We start from the raw sequence: 18,290 nt of genomic DNA, 5'->3' as shown, positions 1-18,290 counted from the left end.
CTTGGGGGCCGGCTTCAGCGGCCCCGCGTCACGGTAGCGTGAAGCGCGGGGCAGGGAAATCCCCGGGGGGCAGGCACCGCGGCCGTCGAGGCCGCGCCGCCCGCCGCGGCCCCGATGGCCGCGAAGGGCGGAGCCCCGGCGGAGGGCCTGCGCGTTCGGTTTCGCCGAGCGGCGGGGAACCCTGACCAGCGCGCCGTCCCGGGAGAGACCGCAGCCGGAACGGCACCACGGAAGGGGACATGGCACCGCCCCGGTGGAACGGCGCGCTGACCGGCGGCCGGAGCCTTGCGACCGGCCGCGGGATCTGGCGGAGCTGCGTCCGGGCCCGCCGCGGAGCGGAGCCGGGCCGCACCTGTCCGTGACAGGCCCCGTCATGGCGGCATGGGAGGCGCCGGGCCCCGGCCTGTCAACGCGGGCGCCGGGGCTGGCCTGCCTGCCCCCCGGGCAGGGCGATCAAACTTCCGGCACCTGCCCGGGAAATGCTCAGCCGGCGGTCAGCGTGACCATCCGGCGCAGCGCCGCCTGGTAGCCCTCGGTCCCCAGCCCCGCGATCACCGCATCCGCCCGCCCCGAGACGTAGGAATGGTGGCGGAAGCTCTCGCGCTTGTGGACGTTGGAGATATGCACCTCGATCACCGCGCCGTCGAAGGCGTTCAGCGCATCGAGGATCGCCACCGAGGTATGGGTATAGGCGGCGGGGTTGATCACGATGCCCTGCGCATTTTCACGCGCGGCATGGATGCATTCGATGATCGCGCCCTCGTGGTTGGACTGGAAGAACGACACCTCCAGCCCCAGCTCCTGCGCCAGGGCGGCGCAATTCGCCTCGACATCGGCCAGGGTCTCGGCCCCGTAGATCTCGGGCTGGCGCTTGCCCAGCAGGTTCAGGTTGGGGCCGTTGATGATCTGGATATGGGCCATGTCTGTCTCCTCTGATGCCCGATCTCTAGCAGGAAGCGGGACGGAGACCAGAGGCTTCAGCGGCGCAGCGCGGCGCGGGCGGCCTGCGCATCGAAAGGCAGCCCCAGGGCCGTGCAGACCGGCGCCAAGCCCGAGACATCGCCCGCCATCAGCGCCTCGGCCTGCAGCGAAAACACCGTCTCTCCCGAGGCTTCCAGCGCGTCCAGCCGCCGCTCGTAGGCGGCGCAGAAGGCGTCCCAATAGTCGGGGCTGGAGGAATGCATCTGCATGAACCCGGCCCGCGACAGCGAGGTTTTCACCGCCGTGCGCCCGCGCCGCACCACCAGCCAGCGCGCGCCGGGGAAGGCGCGGGCGAAGGCCGGCCAGAGCAGTGTCAGCTTCGGGTCCTTGTAGCCCCAGGGCTGGCCGGCATGGCCTTCCTCGCGCAGGCTCGACAGCAGGCGCCGCGTGAGGCCCGGGAAGGGCGGCAGAGTGTCGGGGCGCGGCAGCGGATCGACACCGCGCGGATCGGCCCCGATGGCCTGGAGGAAGGGCTTCAGGTGACGTTCGCGGATGCGGCGGTTCTCCTGATACCCCTCGGGGTTGTCGGCATTGCCGGCAATGGTCTCTCCGGTCCAGAGCCCCTGGGAAACCAGCACCCGCATCACCAGCGAGGTGCCAGAGCGCGGCAGGCCGCAGACGAAAAGCGGCCTCTGGTGCGGGGGCATTTCCGGGCGGGCGGCCAGAGGGCGGGCCTGCCACCGGGCCTCTGCCGTTTCCGCCCAGCGGGCGATGGCGGGGGCTGACAGATCGGCCTTGCGCAGCGTGGTGGCAGAGGGGAAGACGCTGGCCGCATCCTCCTGCGGGCCCCAGTACCAGTGCGCGGTGGGGTTCAGGATCGCCAGCAGCGGCACGCCCGAAAAGCCGGCCATGTGCCAGTTCGCGCTGTCGACCGAGATCACGCCGGCGAGCGGGCGGATCATGTCGATCACCTCGGTCGGGTTGCGGGTCAGGTCGGCCAGCGGCACGGCGGCGCGGGGATCGGCCTGAAGGCGGGCGCGCTCGGCCTCGGTGATGTCGAATTGCAGCGCCAGGATCCGCATGTCGGGCGGCAGCAGGTCCAGCAGATGGCCCAGCGGGATATGGCGTTCCTCGCGCCGGTTCTGCCCCGAGCCGCCGCGCCAGCACAGCCCGAAGACCGGCGCGTCGACGCCCCGCCGCAGCGGGCTGTCCAGCGTCCCCCCGGGGGCGATCCGGCCGGTGCGGGCAAAGCTGCGGGCGATGAAATCGCCGGCCAGATGGCCGGGGCGGGGGCCTTCGGGCAGGTCGCCCGCCGCCAGGAAGCGCGCCTTCGGGAAGTAGCGGCGCACCAGCGCGCCGTATTTCGGCAGGCCGGTGAAGGTCGATCCCTCATGGCCGCCGCAGGCGCGGATATGGGCCAGATGGAACAGCACGTCGCCCAGACCCTGCTCCAGCACGATCAGGTCGGTGTCGTCCTGCGGGGCGCCCAGCGGCTGGTGGGCCACGCCGGCGGGCAGCAGCTTGGGGAAATGCACCGCGTTGTGGCGCGCCGCATACAGGGGCAGGCCGGCCCGGGGCCGCTTGTGCCAGAGGCAGTAGAGCCCCGCCGAGGTGCGGAAATCGTCCCGGTCGCGCGGCGAAAGCCCGGGCGCGCCCCGCAGCCGCTTCGCCATGGCGGGATCGCGCAGTCGCAGCGACAGCCGGTAGCGCATGGTCGTCCATTGCGCGACCGGCAGGCGGGCGTTCAGGGCGCGCGCCGCCTCCAGATCGCCGATGTGATACAGCGCGCAGCCCAGTTGCAGGTATTCCAGCGCCCGCGCGACCTCGGGCGGGGTGTCCTGTGCCAGCAGCGGCGCGATCTCCTGCCAGCAGAGAGAGATCCGCCCGGCTTCGAAGGCGGTGCGCGCGCGCGCCAGCGCGGCTTCGGGCAGGGCGGGACGGGGCGGGGCCTTGGCGCTCATCTTCGGCTCTCCGGCCCCGGGACGGGGCGTGACGGTCGTCTACCCGATTTCTGCCCCGGGGGGCGTAAAGATTGCGTGCAGCGCCGCGGCTCAGGGGATGACGGCCAGCCAGAACCAGATGGTGAAGAGGCAGACCCCGGTGGCGATCAGCAGCGAGGAGGCCGCCGAACGCTTGCCCACCCCGTAGAGGTTGGCGAAGACATAGGTGTTGACCCCCGGCGCCGTCGCCGCCGTCAGCACGGCAGAGCGGAAGCCCGCATCATCGAGGCCAAAGCCCTTGCCCATCAGCCAGGTCAGCGCCGGATGCACCGCCAGCGCGATCAGGCAGATCATGCCGATCAGGCGCCAGTCGCCCTCCAGCTTGTACTGCACCAGCACGCCGCCCACGGCAAACAGCGCCGTCGGCAGCGCCGCGCGCCCCAGCATGTCGAGCGCATCGCCCAGCGGCAGCGGCACCGAAAGCCCCGAGAGGTTGACCACGAAGCCCAGGATCAGTGCGATCACCAGCGGGTTGGTGAAAATCTGCTTCAGGATGCGGCGCGCCAGCGGCCAGGCATCCAGGCCCGATCCCCCGGCCCGGGTGACCTCCATCGCGACGATGCCCAGCGTGTAGCAGACCGGTGAATGGATCGCGATGATGGCGAAGTTGCCGGCCAGCGCATCGGTGCCGAAGGCGCGTTCGGTGATCGGCACCCCCAGCATCATGGAGTTCGAGAACAGGCAGCAGAAGCCGATGATCACCGAATCCTCGGGCGCCCGGCCCAGCAGCCTGGCCCCCGCGATCCCCAGGCCGAAGCAGGCGATGGCGGCGATGTAGAAGCTGGCCAGCAGCGGCAGGTGGAATTCCGCGCCCAGATCGAAGGTCGAGATGGCGCGGAACAGCAGGCAGGGCAGGGCGACGTTCTGGGCGAAGGTCAGCGCCCCTTCCACCGCCGAAAGCTTGATGAAACCGGAGCGCGTGCAGGCGTACCCGGCGCCGATCAGCAGGAAGACCGGCAGGATGATATTGAAAAGAGCGCTCATGGGCGGTTCCCCGAAAGGCGGGTTCAGATCTCGTAGGTGATCTGCATCCCGTCATAGGCCGGTACGATGTGATCGGGCGTTTCCGCGTCGAGCTCGGCATAATCCAGGTCGATATGCAGGTTGGTCAGCACGGCGCGCTCGGGCGCGGCGCGTTCGATCCACGCCAGCGATTGCGCCAGGTGCGAATGGCTGGGGTGGGGCTTGCGCCGCAGGCAGTCGAGGATCCAGCAATCCAGGCCCGCGCAGACCTCCCAGGCCTCGTCGGACAGTTTCAGCACGTCCGGCAGATAGGCCAGGTCGCGGATCCGGAAACCGAGCGCGTCGATGGAGCCGTGATTGACCCGGAAGGGCAGCAGCGTGACCGGGCCGCCCTTGCCGGTGACCGTCACGGCGCCCTCGATCCGGCGCATCTCCAGGATCGGCGGGTAGGGCGATCCTTCGGGCGTGGTGAAGACGTAGTGGAAGCGGTGCTCAAGCTCTTTCGCGGTATGGGCATCGGCCCAGACCGGCACCCGGGCATCCATGTTGAAGACCACCTGGCGCAGGTCGTCGATGCCGTGCACGTGGTCGGCATGGGCATGGGTGAAGACCACCCCGTCCAGTTCGCCGACCCCGGCGTCGATCAGCTGCATCCGCATGTCCGGAGAGGTGTCGATCAGCACGCGGGTCCAGCCGCCGGGTCCTTCCTGCTCGATCAAGAGAGAGCAGCGGCGCCGGGTGTTCTTCGGGTTCTCGGGGTCGCAGGCGCCCCAGTGGCCGCCGATCCTGGGCACGCCTCCGGAAGAGCCGCAGCCGAGGATGGTGAAACGCAGCATGGCCATCAGGCGGCGACCTCCGGTGTCCAGGCCGCGGCCTTGGCGAAGAGGCGGTCGAAATTGGCCTGGGTCTGGGCGGCGAAGGCGGCATAGTCCATGCCGAAGACCTCGGCGCCGACCTTGGCGGTCAGGGCGGTGTAGGCGGGTTCGTTGGTCTTGCCGCGATGGGGCACGGGGGCCAGGTAGGGGCTGTCGGTCTCGACCAGGATGCGATCGACCGGGGCGGTGGCGAAGATGTCGCGCAGCTCCTGGCTTTTCTTGAAGGTCGTGATGCCCGACATCGACAGGTAGAAGCCCAGATCCAGCGCCGCGCGGCCCAGTTCCGCCGAAGAGCTGAAGCAGTGCAGCACACAGCCGAAGGCGCCGTTCCTGTGTTCTTCCGCCAGGATGCGGGCCATGTCCTCATCCGCGGCGCGGGCGTGGATGATCAGCGGCAGGCCGGTTTCATGGGCGGCGGCGCAGTGGATGCGCAGGCTTTCCTGCTGCTTCTCGGCGCTTTCGGCGGTGTAGTGGTAATCCAGCCCGGTCTCGCCGATGCCGACCATCTTGGGATGTTTCGCGAAGGCCACCAGCTGGTCCACGGTGGCCATGGGCTCATCTGCCACCGACATCGGGTGGGTGGCGACGGCGTAGAACACCGGGTCATGGGCTTCGGCGATGGCGCGGACATTGGCTTCGTTGCGCAGCCGCGAGCAGATGGAGACCATGCGCGTCACGCCGGCCTCTGCGGCGCGGGCAACAATCTGGTCGATCTGGCCTTCGAAATCGGGAAAGTCGAGATGGCAGTGGCTGTCGGTGATCGTGGGCGTGTTCGTCATGCGGGGCCTGCCTTGCAGCCGCGCCCCGTCCTCCACCCCCGGGCACATCCCGGAGGTCAGGCGGAGCCAGCGGCTTTCTGTAACTTGAAGATCGTATCTAGGATGAGCGCGGCAGGGTCAAGGTTGACCGCCAGACCATGACGCAGCCTTTGCCCGATCTCCTGCGCCTGTGCTGCCCAATGACGCGCTCGGTGCGGATCGGGGGCGAGGCGGGCGAAAATTTCGGCCTCATGGGGGGCGGCCTGGGGGAAGGGGGGCTGGCCGGTGGCGCCCGCGCGCGCCATGCGCGCCAATGCCAGATCCAGGAGACTCACCAGCAGGTCGCGGCGTTCCTCGGCGCCACGGGTGGCGGCAGCTTCCGACAGCGCCATGGCGCGGCCCCGGTCAAGGTTCGGCAGCGTGCCCAGCAGCCGGATCCATTCACCGTACAGCGCCAGCCCGTCGAGGTTCGCCAGACGCACCGCCGCGCCCACCGAACCGCCGGCCAGGGCCGCCAGTTCATCGGGGGCATCGGTGACCACGCCTGCCTGCTCCAGCGCTTCGCCCAGGTCCTGCGGCGACAGCGGCGCGAGGCGCAGCACCCGGCAGCGCGAGCGGATCGTCGGCAGCAGACCCGAGGGCTGATGGGTGACCAGCAGCAGCGTGGTGCGCGCGGGCGGTTCCTCCAGCAGCTTCAGCAGGGCATTGGCGGCCGAGGGGTTCATCTCGTCCGTGGCATCGACGATGACGACCCGGCGCCCGCCATCGGTGGCCGACAGCGTGAAAAAGCCCTTCAGGCGGCGCGCCTCGTCCACGGTGATCTGGGTCTTCAGCTTGCCGGTCTTCTCGTTCAGCCCGCGCCGCAGCACGAACAGCCCCGGTTCCGCGCCCGCGGCCATGCGGTGCACCACCGGGTGATCGGGGTTCACGTGCAGGCTGTCGGGCTTCGGGGCTTCGCCGAACAGCGAGGGGCCGTCCTCGGGGGCGGGGGTGGTCAGCAGGAATCGCGCGATGGACCAGGCCAGCGTCGCCTTGCCGGACCCGCGCGGCCCGGTGATCATCCAGCCGTGGTGCAGCCGCCCGGTGTTGAAGGCCTCAAGGAACTCGGCCTCGGCGGCCTGCTGGCCGATCAGGCGGGCGGTGTCACGGGGATGAGGCGCGCCTTCGACGCGATCGGGTTCGGGCTGTGCGTCGCTCATGCCGGGGCCTTGAAGAATTCCGGCAGCGCGGCCGAGAGCCGGGTGAAAACGGTGTCGATATCGCCCTTGCCGTCGATGACTCGGAAGCGCTCATGCGCGGCGGCCAGATCGAGGAACCCCTTGCGCATCGCCTTCTGGAGGTCGCTGCCGAACCCTTCGAAGCGGGTGTCGGTGCCGGCGCGGCCAAGCGCGCGCGACAGGCCCTCTTCGGGGTCCATGTCGATCAGCAGGGTGATGTCGGGTTCGCGCCCGATCATCAGCGCGTGCAGGCTGTCCACCGTGGCGCGCAGATCGCCGCGGGAAATCCCCTGATAGACCCGGGTGCTGTCGGCGAAACGGTCGCAAATCACCACGGCGCCGCGCGCCAGGGCGGGGCGGATCGTGCGTTCCAGATGGTCGCGGCGGGCGGCGGTGAACAGCAGGATCTCGGTTTCCGCCGACCAGCGGTCCGGATCGCCGTTCAGCACCAGGGCGCGGATCTCCTCGGCACCGGGAGAGCCGCCGGGTTCGCGCGTCAGCACGACCTCAAGGCCCTGGGCGCGCAGGGCCTCTGCCAGGCGGCGCGCCTGGGTGGACTTCCCCGATCCGTCAATGCCTTCGAAGGAAAGGAACAGGCCCTGTCCGGTGCTCAAGAAGTGGCCTCCGGGGCCGGGGTGGCGGCGTCCTTCTGGCCTTCGCTGACACGGCGCAGCAGGTAGGTCGCGGCGCTCTTGATCTTGGCGGTGAACCCGCCCGAGGGCACGGCCTCGGCGGCGACCAGAGGCACGGATTTCTCGGGCAGGCCTTCGGGGCGCAGGATCAGCTTGCCGATTTCCTGGCCCTTGGCGATCGGCGCGGAGAGCGGCTCGTTGTAGACGGCCTCGGCGTTGATGTCGCCGCCCTGAAGCACCGGGATCAGCGTCGTCAGGTCATTGGCAACGGTCAGCTTGACGCTGGGCACGCTGCCCTCGTGCACGGCGGCGGTGGTCACCGTCTCGCCGGCCTTCACGAGGGTCCCTTCGGAGAACTGCCGGAACGCCCAGTTGACGATCGAGCGGCTTTCCTCGGCCCGCGCCTGCACGCTGTCGAGGCCCGAGACCACAAAGACGATGCGGCGCCCGTCCTGCTTGGCCGAGCCCACCAGCCCGTAGCCGGCTTCCTGGGTGTGGCCGGTCTTCATGCCGTCCGCGCCGATGCCCATGGCCAGAAGCGGGTTGCGGTTGTGGATGTTCTGCGGCGCGCGACCGTCGAACTTGTAGGTCTGCTCGGCGAAGAACGGATAGTATTCCGGGAAATCCTGGATGATGTGGGTCGCCAGGATCGCCAGGTCATGCACCGACATGCGCTGTTGCGGATCCGGCCAGCCGTTCGAATTGGCGAAATGCGAATGGGTCATGCCCAGTTCCTGCGCCCGCTTGGTCATCAGCCGGGCAAAGCCCGCCTCCGTGCCATCGGGCGACAGCGCCTCGGCGATCACGGCGCAGGCGTCATTGCCCGACAGCACGATGATGCCCTGCAGCAGGTCCTTCACCTTCACGTGGTCGGTGGTGTCCAGGAACATGGTGGAGCCGCCGTAATCCATCGCGTGCTGCGACACCGGCAGTTCCTCGTCCATGCTGAGCTGGCCGGACTTGATCGCCTCGAAGGCGATGTAGAGCGTCATCAGCTTGGACATGGAGGCCGGCGGCAGCGGTTCGTCGGCGTTCTTGGCCAGCAGCACCGTGTGCGTCGTCACGTCGAAGATATAGGCGGCCCGTGCAGAGGTATCGAAGGCCTGCGCCGGAATGGCCGTCATCGACAGCAGCGCGCCCAGGGTGACGGCCGCAAAGAGGCGCAGGGACTTGAAGGGCTTCGGCATGGGGCAATCACTCCTGCTCGGCATCGGCATGGGGGCCGGGCGGCGCCTGTTCCGCGCCGGGACCGGCCTCTTAATCTCAACTCCGTGATAACCGAGAAGCGCCCCGGAGAGCCAGCCCTGATGCGGCCCCAAAGATCGCGTCTGCGCGAGCTTGCGCGGCGGAACCGGGATGCGGCCGGCCCTGTTCTAGTCCGTCGGGGGCGCTTCCCGCAGCGCCTGGAATGCGGTATCTGCGGGGCATGACGTTCACGCTCACATCCCTGTCCCAGCTGGCCGGCCACGACTTCGATGACATCATCGACGTCCGGACCCCCGCGGAATTCGCCGAGGATCACCTGCCCGGCGCCATCAACCTGCCCGTCCTCGACGGAGAGGAGCACGCCCGCGTCGGCACGCTCTACAAGCAGGTCTCTCCCTTTACCGCGCGCAAGCTGGGCGCGGCGCTGGTGTCGCGCAATGCCGCGCGTCACCTGGAGGGGCCGCTTGCGGATCGCGACGGCGGCTGGAAACCCCTGGTCTACTGCTGGCGCGGCGGCCAGCGCTCGGGCTCCTTCGAGGTGATCCTGAAGATGATCGGCTGGCGGGTCGAACGGGTCGAGGGCGGCTACAAGCGGTTTCGCGGCCTGGTGGTCGATGCGCTGTACGAACAACCTTTCCCGGCGCCGGTGGTGCTGCTGGATGGCAATACCGGATCCGCGAAGACCGATCTGCTGAAGCGGCTGCCGGATCTGGGCGTGCAGGTGCTGGATCTTGAGGGGCTGGCCAATCACCGTGGTTCGCTGTTCGGGGCGATGGGCGCCCAGCCGCAGCAGCGCGGCTTCGAGACCGCGCTGGCGATGCAGGTGCAGGCGCTCGATCCGACCCGGCCCGTGCTGGTCGAGGCCGAAAGCGCCAAGGTCGGCAATTGCCGCATCCCGCCCGCGCTCTGGAAGGCGATGCGCGACGCCCCCCGGATCGAGGTGATCGCCCCGCTGGAGGAACGCGCCGACTACCTGACCCGCGCCTATGCCGACGTCAGCGCCGACATGGGCCGCCTGCACGACACCATCGACGCCCTGCGCCGCTACCTCTCGGCCGATCAGATCGCGGCCTGGCATGCCCAGGCCGATGCCGGCGACATGCGCGCGCTGGCCCGCAGCCTGATGGAGCTGCGCTACGATCCAACCTACACCCGCCACCGCGCGCGGATGGACCCGGTGTCCATCACGCCGCTGGAGGCCCCCAGCCTGGCCGAGGCCGCCCTGCCGGGGCTGGCCGAACGGCTGGCCGAAACACTGACGACCCTGACCCTGCCGGAAGGACCCCGCTATGACTGAAAGCCCGAAAACCCCGCTCGAACCCCGCCTGACCTCGCTCAGCCATGGCGGCGGCTGCGGCTGCAAGATCGCGCCCGGCGTGCTGTCGGGGCTGTTGCAGGGCACGAAGGCCCTGCCGGTCCCGCCCGAGTTGCTGGTGGGCATCGGCAGTTCCGACGATGCGGCGGTCTACAAGATCTCGGACGATCAGGCGATCGTCGCCACCACCGACTTCTTCATGCCCATCGTCGATGATCCCGAACATTTCGGCCGCATCGCCGCCACCAACGCCATTTCGGATGTCTACGCGATGGGGGGCACGCCGCTGTTTGCCCTGGCGGTCGTGGGGATGCCGGTCAACGTGCTGGCGCCCGAGACCATCGGAAAGATCCTGGAAGGCGGCGCCAAGGCGGCGGCGGGGGCGGGCATTCCCGTTGCGGGCGGCCATACCATCGACTCGGTCGAGCCGATCTACGGCCTGGTGGCCATCGGCATCGTCGATCCGAAGCGGATGAAGCAGAACGACCAGGCGCAGGCCGGCGACGTGCTGATCCTGGGCAAGCCGCTTGGCGTCGGCATCTATTCCGCCGCGCTGAAGAAAGAGTTGCTGGCGCCCGCCCTCTACGACACGATGATCGAGACGATGACCCGGCTGAACACCCCGGGGCCGGCACTGGCGCAGCTGGACGGAGTCCATGCGATCACCGATGTCACCGGCTTCGGCCTTGCCGGCCACGCGCTGGAAGTGGCGCGCGGCTCGGGTCTGGGGATCGAGATCGATTGGTCCGCCGTGCCGCTGCTGGACGAAGTCCGCGCCCTGGCAGAGGCCGGCCACATCACCGGCGCCTCGGGGCGCAACTGGGCCAGCTACGGCGCCGAGGTCACGCTGGGCGACGGGCTGGACGCCATCGACCGGGCTCTGCTGTGCGATCCGCAGACCAGTGGCGGGCTGCTGGTCTCCTGCGCGCCCGAGGCCGCCGAGGCCGTGCTGGCGCTGTTCCGCAGCCATGGTTTCGCGGCGGCGGCGCAGATCGGTCGGGTGTCGGTGGGGCAGGGCGTGGGGGTGTGTTGATCCGCCGGTGATTTCCCGCCACAACCCTTGCGGGAATTTCGCCGATTGGGTGAAACAATCCGAAACATGCGGTGCGGCGGGCGTGATACCCCGCCCGCCGACCCCCGACAGAGGGCCGAAACGGGCCCGTTTCGAGCCCCTGAATGCCCGTCAAAGTGGCACGGGAACACTGCCGAAGGGGCTTTTTTGCCACAGCACAAAGGCCGGGCCCCAGCCGTTTTCCAGCTGGAAGGGCGCCCGCTATGTGCTGGATTTGGCATACATATTTTCAGAAGTGGCGCGATCTCAAACTGTTGTGCCCCGTATGCGGGCAGGCGGGGTTTTTCCGGCGCGCGGAGGTCCGGCGGACCCTGGGTCAGCCGTGCCTGATCCTGTGGCGAGTGTCAGGCTTGCCCCAAGGATCGCAGAGCGTGTAGGGAAAAGGGGGCCCAACCGTAGGTGTTAATGCAACTTGCGGGCGTAACGAGGCGAAACAGGTAGAGCAGCGCATCCGTGCGAAGAGAGAATGAGACCCGCGCCCGGCGGCGACTCGCCGAGGTTCAGGCCTGGCTGGCTGGTTTTCTTGGAAACATCGCGCCATTTATCTACCTCAGTTTTGACCACGGGGGCGGCATTTCGTCCCGGTACGGGCAAGTGAGTAACGGGAAGTCGGTGTGGTGACGCAGGAACGTGTGCTTAAGGATAACGCCTCCGGAGGCCTGGTACAGGCTTTGCCCAAGGGCGGGCGGGTGCTGTTGCTCCAGGGGCCGGTTGGCCCCTTTTTCCGTCAACTTCAGGCGTCTCTCGAAGCCCAGGGACACGAGACCTGGCGCGTCTGCTTCAACGCGGGCGATCTGCTGTTTGCGCCGCGCAAGCGGGTGATCCGCTTTTTCGGCGGCAAGATGGAATGGCAGAAATGGCTTGAGGCGCTGCTGGCCGATGGCCGGTTCGAGACGCTGATCCTCTTCGGCTCCGACCGTCCGGCGCATCGCATCGCGCGCGAGGTCTGCAAAAAGCTGGGCGTGCGCGTGCTGGCGCTGGAAGAGGGCTACATCCGCCCGGGCTATGTCACGGTGGAGGAGGGCGGCAACAACGCCGCCTCGCCTCTGGCCGGGCGCCTGCCGCCCGCCGATTTCGTGCCCCAGGTGCCCAAGCCCGACGTGAATGGCGCCAATTTCAACCGCATGTGCTGGCTTGGCGGCTTCTACTATACCGCCCGGGGCCTGTTCGGGATCGGCCCTCAGCGCGAACTCTACCATCGCCGCATGACCCTGCTGATGGAGATCCTATACTGGACGCGCAACGCGACCCGCCGGATCTTCAACGGCGAACGCGATTTCCGCCGGATCGAACGCCTGCTGGAGCATCACGACGGGCGCTACTACATCGTCCCGCTTCAGGTCGCCGCCGACAGCAACATGGGCACTGCCGCCTGCGGCTGGAACTCGGCCCGTCTGATCGCCGAGCTGATCCCCTCCTTCGCGCGGCGCGCGCCCGCAGGCACCCGGCTGGTCTTCAAGACCCACCCGATGGAGCGCGGTCACAATTCCCTGACGCCGCTGATCCTGGATACCGCCGCCGCCTGCGGCGTCGCCGACCGGGTGGACGTGATCGACACCGGATCGCTGGGGCTGCTGGCGCGGCACAGCGCCGGGATGATCACGATCAACTCGACCTCCGGCCTGTCGGCGATCAGCCACGGCTGCCGCCTGATGGTGCTGGGCAAGGCGATCTACGCCCATCCGGCGCTGGCGACCTGTGCCCAGGGCCAGCCCGATTTCGACGACTGGTGGAGCGGCGGCCATGTTGCCCGCCCCGAGCTGCGCCGCACCTTCCTGGCCTGGCTGAAGACCGAGGCGCTGGTGCCGGGCGATTTCTACAGCCGGGCCGGCATCGAAACCGCCTGTTCCAGCGTCGCCCGCGTGCTGAATGACGGTCCGAGGATCGACATGCCGGTTCTGCGGCCTACAATGGATTACGAAAAGCCCGCGGCCCGTGCCGCGGCAGAATACCAAATGCCGCGGAAGGTCGGTACATGAAGTCACTACCGGCGCTGCAAGCGCTCTGCATCGTCCTGTCCGTGGCAGGCTGTGCCTCTCTGCCCGGGACCGGTCCCAGTACCGTCGATGTGGCCCTGACCAATTCCGACAATGCCGATGCGCTGGCGCGTGAATTCGCCGTGGTCAAGCTGACCCCGGCGCTGGCCGACCAGCTGGGCGAGCCGGCCCCGCAGATCATTCCCCAGGCCTTCCGCAGCAATGCGCCGTCGCGCTCGGGGCGGATCATCGGGGTGGGCGACCAGCTTTCGATCGCGGTCTGGGAAAGCTCTCCGGACGGGCTGTTCTCGACCTCCGAACAGAAGAGCACGGCGTTGCAGACCACGGTCGGCACCGATGGCACGATCTTCTTCCCCTATGTCGGCCAGATCCAGGTCGAGGGGCGCTCGGTCGAGGATGCCCGCCGGGCGATTGCCGATGGGCTTCAGGGCAAGGCGGTGGAACCCCAGGTCCAGGTCGAGCTGACCGGCAAGATCGGCCGGGAGCTGTCGGTCGAGGGCGACGTCAATCATTCGGGACGTTTCGATGTGCCCGAGAACGGCATGAGGCTGCTGGACGCGGTGGCCCTGGCCGGCGGCCCCGCACAGCCCGCCTACGACACCGAGCTGACGCTGCTGCGCGCCGGGCGGACCGCCGATATCCGGCTGGAATCGGTGGTGGAGCGGGCTTCCAACAACGTCTGGATGCATCCCGGCGACGTGGTCCAGGTGACCAGCCGTCCGCGCAGCTTTATGGCCTTCGGCGCGGTGCGCCAGCAAAGCCTGAACCAGCTGAAGACCCAGCATGTCACCCTGGCGCAGGGGCTGGCGCAGGCCGGCGGCCTGAACGATTCCCTGGCCGATGCCGGCGGCGTCTTCCTGTTCCGCTACGAAAGCCCCGAACGGCTGCGGGCCGCCGGCGTGTCGCTGCCGCAAAGCTGGCCCAAGGCCGGGGTGCCGACGATCTACCAGGTCGATTTCCGCTCTCCGCAGGCCTTCTTCCTGGCCGGCAACTTCGCGATGCAGGACCAGGACATGATCTACGTGGCCAACGCACCGGCGGCCGAGCTGCGCAAGTTCATGCAGATCATCCTGTCGCCCTTCGTCAGCACCGTCAGCGACGTCAACGACCTGAACTGATCCCGTCCCGCCCCGCCATCGCGCGTGGCGGGGCCTCCGGAGGGCCGGCGCCGTGGCGCTGGCCGAACCCCGGGACGAAGGAGACCGGCCCATGGAATTTCCCGGCACCTGTCCGGAGCAGACGGCGGCGGAGGCGGCCCGATGATCCCGCGCGCGCTCTTGCTGCGGCGCCTGGGCGGCGTCGGCTACTGGTGCGCCTCGATGGCGGGGCGCCTGGGCGGCCCGGCCCCGCAGGTCACTGCCACTTCGGTCGAGTTGTGCCGGACGCCGGCGCTGGCGGCGGTGCTAGGAGAGGCGCCTCAGGTGCAGTCGCGGCTCTGGCCCGGCCGCCCGCGCGAGATCTACGGCTGGGGGCAGCGCGCCTCGGGGCGGCGGGCCCGGGCGGTCGCGCAGGCACGCGGCGCCCGCGGCATCGTGGTCGAGGACGGCTTCCTGCGCTCGCTCGGACGCGAGGAGGCGCCGGTCTCGCTGGTGCTGGATGACCTGGGCATCTACTACGACTGCCACGCCCCCTCGCGGCTTGAGGCGCTGATCGGCGCGCCCCTGACGCCCGAGGCCCAGGCCCGTGCCATGGCACTGGCGCTGGACTGGCGCCGCGCGGGCGTGTCGAAATACAACGGCAGCCGCGATCATGCCGGCGACCTGCCGCCGCGCTACGTGCTGGTGCTGGACCAGGTGGCCGGCGATCTGTCGATCCCCCGGGGCGGGGCAGAGCCCGCAGATTTCACCCGGATGCTGGAGGCCGCCCTGGAAGAGAACCCGGAGGCCGAGGTGCTGCTGAAGGTGCATCCCGATGTCTTCACCCGGGCGCGGAGCGGCCATTTCGACCTGGAGGCGCTGGCGGCGCACCCGCGCCTGCACATCATTGGCACGCCCTGTCATCCGGTGCGGCTGCTGCGCGGCGCCGAGGTGGTCTACACCGTGACCTCCCAGGTGGGGTTCGAGGCGCTGCTGCACGGCAGTCGTGTGCGGTGCTTCGGGATGCCCTTCTACGCCGGCTGGGGCCTGACCGAGGATGCCCGTCCGGCCCCCGCGCGCCGTGCCGCAGGCGCGACGCTGGCCCAGCTGGTGCACGCGACGCTGATCGGCTACCCGGCCTATGTCGATCCCGAACGCGGCGCCCGCAGCACACCCGAGGCCGCCGTGGCCCGCATGGGGCTGCAGCGCGCCCTGCGCGGCGCCTTCCCCGAAGAGATCCATGCGCTCGGCTTCTCTCCCTGGAAGCGCGAGGTGCTGCGCGATTTCCTTCAGGGCTCCCGGGTGATCTTCCTGCGCGATCCCGAGGCGGTGCCGGCGGGTGCGACTCTGGCGCTCTGGGGGAACGAGACGCCGCCGGGCCTGCCCCGGGACGTGAAGATCCTGCGGCTTGAGGACGGCTTCCTGCGCTCTTCGGGGCTGGGGGCGGATCTGGTGCGACCGCTGTCCTGGGTCGTGGATGATCGCGGGATCTACTATGACAGCACGCGCCCCTCGCGGCTGGAAGAGCTGATGCAGGCGGGCCCCGACCCGGCGCTGCTGCCCCGGGCGCAGGCGCTGCGCGCCAGCATCGTTGCGGCGGGGGTGACCAAGTACAACCTGCGCGCCGCGCCCTGGCGCCGCCCCGGCGGGCTGTTGAAGGTGATCCTGGTGCCCGGCCAGGTGGAGGCCGATGCCTCGCTGAAATACGGCGCGCCGGGGGTGCGCGGCAACATCGCGCTGCTGCGCGCGGTGCGGGCCGCCAATCCGGGCGCGCATATCCTTTACAAGCCGCATCCCGACGTGGTTGCCGGCCTGCGCCGTCAGGGCGCGGGCGAGGGCGAGGCCGCACAGTACTGCGACGAGGTGCTTACCGAGGCCGATCCGGTCTCGCTTCTGGGGCAGGTGGACGAGGTGCACACGATGACCTCCCTCATCGGGTTCGAGGCGCTGCTGCGCGGCGTGCCGGTGACCTGCTACGGCCAGCCCTTCTATTCCGGCTGGGGGCTGACCACCGACATGCTGCCCAATCCCCGCCGCACCCGCCCCGGCACGCTGGAGGAGCTGGTCGCCGTTGCCTTGATCACCTATCCCCGCTACATCAGCCGCACGAGCGGACACTTCACAACCCCCGAGCGCGCCATCGAGGAGCTTGTCGCCTGGAAGCAGGCGGGACCGTCGCGTCCCGGCCTCCTGCGCCGCGGCAAGCGCCGCATCCTCCAGCTCTGGGTCGCCTCTGGCCTGAAAAAGAACGGGTGACATCCCATGGCTGACAGCAAGGAAACCCCCAAATCCGATCCGAAGGAGGCCAAGCCGGCCCCGACCGTGGTCGAGCTGACCAAGACCCCGGGATCCGGCAAGAAATCCGCCCGCCGCCCGCAGGCGCGGCGGCGCATGTACCTGGCCGCCTCCTTCGTGATCTGCGTGCTGATCCCGGGGCTGATCGGCTCTGCCTATTACGCCTTCGTGGCCTCCGACCGCTATGTCTCGACCGCCGGCTTCTCGGTGCGCAGCATCGACGGCGGCGTGTCGATGGACGGGCTGGGGGCGCTGACCGGGCTGGCCAGCGCGGGCTCTACCACCTCCGACAGCTACATCATCCTGCACTACCTCAAGAGCCGCGATCTGGTGGAACTTCTGGAAAAGGACGTGGACCTGACCGCGCTTTACCAGGGCAAGGGGGTCGATCCGCTGTCGCGGCTGCATCCCGATGCGCCGATCGAGGACGTGGTGCAGTACTGGGACGGACGGATCAGCACCACCTTCGACAACACCTCCAGCATGATCACCTTCGAGGTCCAGGCCTTCAGTCCCGGGGATGCGGACCGCATCGCCAAGGCGATCCTTGTGCATGTGAAGGACCTGGTGAACGACCTGTCGGAAAGTGCCCGCCAGGACGCGCTGCGCTTCGCCCAGGGCGAGCTGTCGCGTTCCGAGGATCGCCTGCGCGAGTCGATGACCCAGATGCGTGCCTTCCGCGAGAAGGAGCGCTCCATCAACCCGGCGGCCAGCGCCCAGCTCGACATCGAGCTGCTGGGCTCGCTCCAGTCCAAGCTGGTGGACATCCGCGCGCGGATCTCGGCGCTGGAGGGCAACGTGGATGCCAATGCCCCCTCGATGCAGGCGCTGAAGCGGCAGGAGGATTCGATCCAGCAGCAGATCGACAACTACTCGGGCGGCATCTCGGATGATCCGGACGGCAAGAAGATGTCGGACCTGCTGTCGGAATACGAGACGCTGGAGGTCGACAAGACCTTCGCCGAGAAAAGCTATGCCTCCGCGCTCAGCTCGCTTGAGCAGGCGCGGATGGATGCCGACCGCCAGCAGCGCTATCTGGCCGTCTACAGCCAGCCGATGGTGGCGCAGCAGGCCATGTATCCGCGCCGGGCGCTCAGCGTGCTGCTGATCCTGTCGGTGCTGGGCGCGCTCTGGGGCATCGGCACGCTGATCGTCTACGCGGTGCGGGATCACCTGACCTGATGGCGATCAGCACCCGGCAGCTTCTGGCGCTACAGGTCCGCGTGATCGGCGCCCTGGTCCTGCGCGAGACCCGCGCGACCTTCGGGTCGTCGCAGATCGGCTATCTCTGGGCCATCATCACGCCCGCGGCCAGCGTCGCGGTGCTGGTGACGATCTTCTCGCTTGTCGGGCGCAGCCCGCCCTTCGGCAACAGCTTCGCGCTGTTCTTCGCCACCGGGGTGCTGACGCTGGAGTACTTCAACAAGCTTTCGAACGGGCTGATCGGGGCGATGGATGCCAACAAGGCGCTGCTGACCTATCCGGTGATCAAGGTGACGGACACGCTGTTCGCCCGCACCATCCTGATCACCGCCACCTACATCCTGATCATGCTGCTGTTCTTCGGCGGGCTGGTGCTGTTCGGACTGGCCCAGGCCCCGGCCTTTCCCGACAAGGTGATCGAGGCGGTGCTGGTGACCGGGTTCCTCGGCTTCGGCTTTGGCACGGTGAATGCCGTCATCCTGTCGCAGTGGGAAAGCTGGCGCCATATCGAGAAGATCCTGACCCGGCCTTTGATGTTCATCTCGGGCGTGTTCTACGTGCCCTCGCTGCTGCCCCCCGAGGCCCAGGCGGTGCTGTGGTGGAACCCGATCCTGCACCTCGTGGAGTGGTTCCGCATGGGCTACTATCCGAATTACGACAGCCGGATCTTCGATGCCTGGTATCCTCTGGGGATTGCCATCGGGCTGACCCTGCTGGGGCTGGGCGGCGAACGCCTGACCCGCAAGAAACGGACCTGAGC

General features: G+C 68.8%; 15 protein-coding genes. 7 read left to right on the top strand and 8 right to left on the bottom strand.

All coding sequences use genetic code 11. From position 1 onward, the window contains the following. Window positions 1-483: 483 nt before the first annotated feature. From aroQ to KM176_RS03435, 8 genes are all read right to left on the bottom strand, one after another. Complete coding sequence (aroQ, locus tag KM176_RS03470; RefSeq protein WP_160896289.1) at window positions 484-921, bottom strand: type II 3-dehydroquinate dehydratase; 438 nt, start codon at window positions 919-921, stop codon at window positions 484-486. 56 nt (window positions 922-977) lie between these two features. Next, complete coding sequence (locus KM176_RS03465; protein ID WP_160896290.1) at window positions 978-2,882, bottom strand: sulfotransferase; 1,905 nt, start codon at window positions 2,880-2,882, stop codon at window positions 978-980. 90 nt (window positions 2,883-2,972) lie between these two features. Next, window positions 2,973-3,905, bottom strand: coding sequence for an AEC family transporter (locus KM176_RS03460; RefSeq protein ID WP_160896291.1), 933 nt, complete (start codon window positions 3,903-3,905; stop codon window positions 2,973-2,975). 23 nt (window positions 3,906-3,928) lie between these two features. Further along, entirely contained in the window at window positions 3,929-4,726 is a 798-nt protein-coding gene (locus KM176_RS03455; RefSeq protein ID WP_160896292.1) for an MBL fold metallo-hydrolase, read from the bottom strand. Continuing rightward, window positions 4,726-5,538: a TatD family hydrolase gene (locus KM176_RS03450; RefSeq protein WP_160896293.1), complete on the bottom strand. Its 813-nt coding sequence runs from the start codon at window positions 5,536-5,538 to the stop codon at window positions 4,726-4,728. Before KM176_RS03450 ends, KM176_RS03455 begins: the two co-directional genes overlap by 1 nt. A gap of 56 nt (window positions 5,539-5,594) precedes the next feature. Continuing rightward, window positions 5,595-6,716, bottom strand: a complete 1,122-nt coding sequence (locus KM176_RS03445) for a DNA polymerase III subunit delta' (protein WP_160896294.1) — start codon at window positions 6,714-6,716, stop codon at window positions 5,595-5,597. Further along, a complete protein-coding gene (gene tmk, locus KM176_RS03440; RefSeq protein ID WP_160896295.1) occupies window positions 6,713-7,348 on the bottom strand; it encodes a dTMP kinase in 636 nt (211 codons plus the stop codon). Before tmk ends, KM176_RS03445 begins: the two co-directional genes overlap by 4 nt. Beyond that, window positions 7,345-8,553: a D-alanyl-D-alanine carboxypeptidase family protein gene (locus KM176_RS03435; RefSeq protein WP_160896296.1), complete on the bottom strand. Its 1,209-nt coding sequence runs from the start codon at window positions 8,551-8,553 to the stop codon at window positions 7,345-7,347. The genes tmk and KM176_RS03435 overlap by 4 nt, the downstream gene beginning before the upstream one ends. 239 nt (window positions 8,554-8,792) lie before the next feature. Here KM176_RS03435 and mnmH point away from each other — a divergent pair, with 239 nt between their 5' ends. The 7 genes from mnmH (at window position 8,793) to KM176_RS03400 (ending at window position 18,288) form a co-directional block, all read left to right on the top strand. After that, on the top strand, window positions 8,793-9,869 hold the full coding sequence (gene mnmH / locus KM176_RS03430) for a tRNA 2-selenouridine(34) synthase MnmH (RefSeq protein WP_160896297.1): 1,077 nt from the start codon (window positions 8,793-8,795) through the stop codon (window positions 9,867-9,869). Beyond that, window positions 9,862-10,920, top strand: a complete 1,059-nt coding sequence (selD, locus tag KM176_RS03425; protein WP_160896298.1) for a selenide, water dikinase SelD — start codon at window positions 9,862-9,864, stop codon at window positions 10,918-10,920. Before mnmH ends, selD begins: the two co-directional genes overlap by 8 nt. A 656-nt stretch (window positions 10,921-11,576) precedes the next feature. Next, the gene (locus KM176_RS03420; RefSeq protein WP_160896299.1) at window positions 11,577-12,938 is read left to right on the top strand and encodes a capsular biosynthesis protein; all 1,362 of its coding nucleotides are present in this window, start codon (window positions 11,577-11,579) and stop codon (window positions 12,936-12,938) included. Next, window positions 12,935-14,074 (top strand): polysaccharide biosynthesis/export family protein, encoded by a 1,140-nt coding sequence (locus KM176_RS03415; protein WP_160896300.1) that lies wholly within the window; start codon window positions 12,935-12,937, stop codon window positions 14,072-14,074. Before KM176_RS03420 ends, KM176_RS03415 begins: the two co-directional genes overlap by 4 nt. Window positions 14,075-14,215: 141 nt before the next feature. Then, the gene (locus tag KM176_RS03410) at window positions 14,216-16,288 is read left to right on the top strand and encodes a capsular polysaccharide biosynthesis protein (protein ID WP_160896301.1); all 2,073 of its coding nucleotides are present in this window, start codon (window positions 14,216-14,218) and stop codon (window positions 16,286-16,288) included. Window positions 16,289-16,294: 6 nt separating this feature from the next. Next, the gene (locus KM176_RS03405; RefSeq protein WP_160896302.1) at window positions 16,295-17,509 is read left to right on the top strand and encodes a lipopolysaccharide biosynthesis protein; all 1,215 of its coding nucleotides are present in this window, start codon (window positions 16,295-16,297) and stop codon (window positions 17,507-17,509) included. Then, the gene (locus tag KM176_RS03400; protein WP_160896303.1) at window positions 17,509-18,288 is read left to right on the top strand and encodes an ABC transporter permease; all 780 of its coding nucleotides are present in this window, start codon (window positions 17,509-17,511) and stop codon (window positions 18,286-18,288) included. The genes KM176_RS03405 and KM176_RS03400 overlap by 1 nt, the downstream gene beginning before the upstream one ends. Window positions 18,289-18,290 lie beyond the last annotated feature (2 nt).

It is taken from the genome of Pseudooceanicola endophyticus (assembly GCF_018760365.1).
Classification (GTDB): domain Bacteria; phylum Pseudomonadota; class Alphaproteobacteria; order Rhodobacterales; family Rhodobacteraceae; genus Pseudooceanicola; species Pseudooceanicola endophyticus.
Note: the sequence above shows the minus strand (reverse complement) of the source record. Positions and strands in the feature narration are given on the sequence as shown.